We start from the raw sequence: 3,452 nt of genomic DNA on the forward strand, positions 1-3,452 counted from the left end.
CGGCGAGGCTTTGCGCCTCCTCCGTCGTCGCCTCGCCATAGATGCCGCGCGGATCGGTTTCGCCGAAATGGATCTTGCGCGCTTCCTCGGCAAACTTGTCGCCGACATAGTCGGCATTCTCGCGCACTTTGTCGGCCAGCGCCTTGAGTTGCGCCAGCGCCTGCTTCTGCGCCTCGCCCATGGCTAAAGCCACCTTTTCTTGGCTGCGCGAGGTGGAAACGGCCGGCGCCATCAGCGCCTTCTGAACCTTGTGCGAACCGCAGGCCGGGCAATCGACCAAGCCGCGCTTCTTCTGCGTGTCGAAGTCGTCGTTGCTGCGGAACCAGGCTTCGAACTCGTGCTCGTGCTCACAGATAAGCGAAAAGCGGATCAAGAGGCTGCACCCCTGAGGCGCGGCGCCTCGCCCTCGCCGGCATTGACGGTGAAATCGCGCGCATTCCGGAGGTTGGGTATCTTGCGGCGCGCGGCGAGCGACTGCGCCGGATCAATCTCGGCGACGATCACGCCTGGCTCGTCATGCGCGGCCTCGGCGATGACGCGGCCCCATGGATCGACGATCAGCGAATGGCCATAGGTCTCGCGGCCGTCCTCGTGCAGGCCGCCTTGCGCGGCGGCGACGACATAGGCGCCATTCTCGATCGCTCGCGCTCTCAGGAGCACATGCCAGTGCGCCTCGCCGGTCTGGCGGGTGAAGGCGGCAGGCACCGAAAGCACCTCCGCTCTTGCCAGCGCCTCGGCGCGGAAAAGCTGCGGGAAACGCAGATCATAGCAGACGGCGAAGCCCAGCCTGACCCCTTCGATATCGGTCACCACCGCTTCCGTTCCAGGCTCATAGGAGGCGGATTCGCGCCAGCTTTCGCCATTGTCGAGGTCGACATCGAACATGTGGATCTTGTCATAATTGGCGACCGCGGCGCCGTCGGGGGCGAACAGGAACGCGCGATTGGCAAGCTTGCCGTCGGCGCGGCGGATGGCTGTCGAGCCGATATGGAGGTAGATGCCAAGCTCCTTCGCCAGCTTGCCGGCTGTCGAAACGACAATGTCCTTGTCCTCGGTGGTGAAGGCGGCGGCACCCGCTTCCTTGTCGCGCACGAGCGCGCCGGTCATCTCCGGCGTCTGGACATAGGTCGCGCCCTGGTGTGCCGCCTCGCGCACCAGCCTTTCCATGTCGGCAGCATTGCGTTCCGGGCTGGTCCCCGAACGCATCTGCACCGCTGCCGCCTTGAAAACACCCATGATCAAGCCCTCGCTCCGTTGGCAAGCAGCATGTCCAGCCGGCCCTGCGACTCCAGTTCATGGAGGTCGTCGCAGCCGCCGACATGCGTATCGCCGATGAATATCTGCGGAAAGGTGGTTCGCCCATGCGCCCGGGAAATCATTTCCTGGCGCAGTTCCGGCGAGAACGACGCGTCGTGCTCGGTATAGACCACACCCTTGCGCTCGAGCAGCCGCTTGGCGGCGGTGCAATAGCCGCACATCATCCGGGTGTAGATCGTCACGTCGACCATCGGTCAGTCATCCTGCCTGTGCATACCGCCCAGCGGTTGTGTGAAAACGACATGCACCAAAACTACAGCTAAACCCTATATAGTCGCGGACTCATCGGCCCGAAAGTCCCCAGGCAGGACGCGGGCGAAGGTCAGCACGTCGACTGCTCCGGCACCGCCCTTTTTCAGCGCCTTGGCCACCGCCCGCACGGTGGCGCCGGTGGTGAAGACGTCGTCGATGACGAGCACCCTGCGCCCAGCGATGTCGATCTCGGCTTCCGGCGGGACACGAAAAGCGGCGCGCACATTCTCCTCGCGCTCGTGCCGCTCCAGCCCGACCTGCTGGCGGGTAAGCTTGACGCGCCGCACCGCCGCCGGTGAAAAAGGCAGACCGCTCAGCTTCGATACCGCCCGCGCCAACTCCGCCGACTGGTTGAACTGTCTGCGGAAAAAGCGCCGCCAGTGCAGCGGCACCGGCACCACGACGTCGGCTTCGGTGATCAATTCCGCCCCGGCGCGCATCATCCAGCGCGCCATCCACGGCGCGAGATCGGTGCGATCCTGGTATTTCAGTCCTTGCACCATCTGGCGCGCGACACCTGAATAGACGACCGCCGCCCGCGCCCGCTCGAAAGGCGGCGGATCGGCGATCGCCTCGGCGGAGAGAAAACCCTCGCCCATGTCATGGATAAAGGGCGTACCCATCACCGGACACCAGGGCTTCTCCAGCAACCGGAGTTTCGGCCAGCAGGCGCCGCACAGCACGCCGGGCTGCGAAACGTGGCGGCGGCAGCCGGCGCAGACCGGCGGAAACAACATGCGCGCCGGCCAACCGAGCGCCTGCCGCGCCGTATCCTTGATCGCAATGGTCTTGATCTTGTGCACCGGATCGGCCACGTGAAGTGAAACCCCACGCCACCATAGCATCGGTCCGCCATGCGCGGGCAATAGGAATAGCCCATTGCAGTCCTTGATCGATACGGAGCTTTGGCTTGCACACAAGCGCCGGGCACTCGCTCGTCCCGTCGAAGGCGCCGATTTCCTGATGCGGCGGGCGGCGGAGGACCTTGCAGACCGGCTGGGCGCCGTTGAGCGAAGGTTCGGCAAGGCGGCGGCGCTGTTCTGCCAGACATCGGCCGCGACCAAAGTGCTCGCCGGCAGCGGCAAGGTGGCCGACATCGTTCGCGTGGAGACGGACCAAGCCTTCCTTGCCGGCGAAACTGGTGTCGTCGTCCCGGCGGAAACCGTGCCGTTCGAAGCCGAAAGCCTCGATCTCGTCGTCTCGCTGCTGTCGCTGCAGGCGATGAACGACATCCCCGGCGTGCTCGCGCAGATTCGTCGCGCGTTGCGGCCCGACGGGCTGTTCCTTGGCGCATTGGCCGGTGCAGGCACGCTTGCGGAGCTGCGCGAAAGCCTGCTTGCCGCCGAGACCGAGCTTCATGGCGGCGCGAGCCCTCGCGTTCTTCCGTTCACCGATGTGCGCGACGCCGGCGCATTGCTGCAGCGTGCAGGCCTGGCGCTGCCGGTCGCCGACGTCGAGACGGTCACGGCGCGCTACTCCTCGCTGTTCGGCCTTGCCGCCGATCTGCGCGCCATGGGCGAGACCAGCCCGCTGTTCGATCGCAGCCGGCGACCCGCCACCAGGCGGCTGTTCGCCCGTGCCGCCGAAATTTATGCCGAACGGTTTTCAGACCCGGACGGCCGCATCCGGGCGAGCTTTTCGATCGTGTGGATGTCCGGCTGGGCGCCCGACGCCTCGCAGCAGAAGCCGCTCAAACCCGGCTCGGCCAAGGTCTCGCTGAAGACGATCCTGGAGAAGCCGACGGGGCATTGACCGATCGGCCCCGCGGTCCGGAGCAATTCCAGGAAAAGCGTGTACCGGTTTCCGTCGGAAATTTCGTAAAAACAAATAGTTAGAGCGGTTCAGCGATCCCGCCAACGCCGGACCGCTAATGCGGTCAGTGC

The 3,452-nt window shown here is 65.3% G+C and carries 5 protein-coding genes; 1 reads left to right on the forward strand and 4 read right to left on the reverse strand.

Annotation, left to right across the window (positions count from 1 at the left end; translation table 11 throughout):
• The 4 genes from EOA38_RS31235 to EOA38_RS31250 all read right to left on the reverse strand — a co-directional run.
• Nucleotides 1-373 (reverse strand): DUF1178 family protein (locus EOA38_RS31235; RefSeq protein ID WP_127301034.1); only part of this gene is annotated, 373 nt, incomplete at its 3' end.
• Entirely contained in the window at nt 370-1,236 is an 867-nt protein-coding gene (locus EOA38_RS31240; RefSeq protein ID WP_126091755.1) for a carbon-nitrogen hydrolase family protein, read from the reverse strand. The genes EOA38_RS31240 and EOA38_RS31235, both read right to left, overlap by 4 nt.
• 2 nt (nt 1,237-1,238) lie before the next feature.
• Complete coding sequence (gene grxC / locus EOA38_RS31245; protein ID WP_126091754.1) at nt 1,239-1,508, reverse strand: glutaredoxin 3; 270 nt, start codon at nt 1,506-1,508, stop codon at nt 1,239-1,241.
• Between the two features lie 75 nt (nt 1,509-1,583).
• A complete protein-coding gene (locus EOA38_RS31250) occupies nt 1,584-2,384 on the reverse strand; it encodes a ComF family protein (protein ID WP_126095735.1) in 801 nt (266 codons plus the stop codon).
• A gap of 64 nt (nt 2,385-2,448) precedes the next feature.
• Here EOA38_RS31250 and EOA38_RS31255 point away from each other — a divergent pair, with 64 nt between their 5' ends.
• Nucleotides 2,449-3,321 carry a methyltransferase domain-containing protein gene (locus EOA38_RS31255; protein ID WP_127221116.1) on the forward strand — a complete coding sequence of 291 codons (873 nt, stop codon included), beginning with the start codon at nt 2,449-2,451 and terminating at the stop codon, nt 3,319-3,321.
• Nucleotides 3,322-3,452: the final 131 nt, after the last annotated feature.

This window comes from Mesorhizobium sp. M1E.F.Ca.ET.041.01.1.1 (genome assembly GCF_003997355.1).
Classification (GTDB): Bacteria; Pseudomonadota; Alphaproteobacteria; order Rhizobiales; family Rhizobiaceae; genus Mesorhizobium.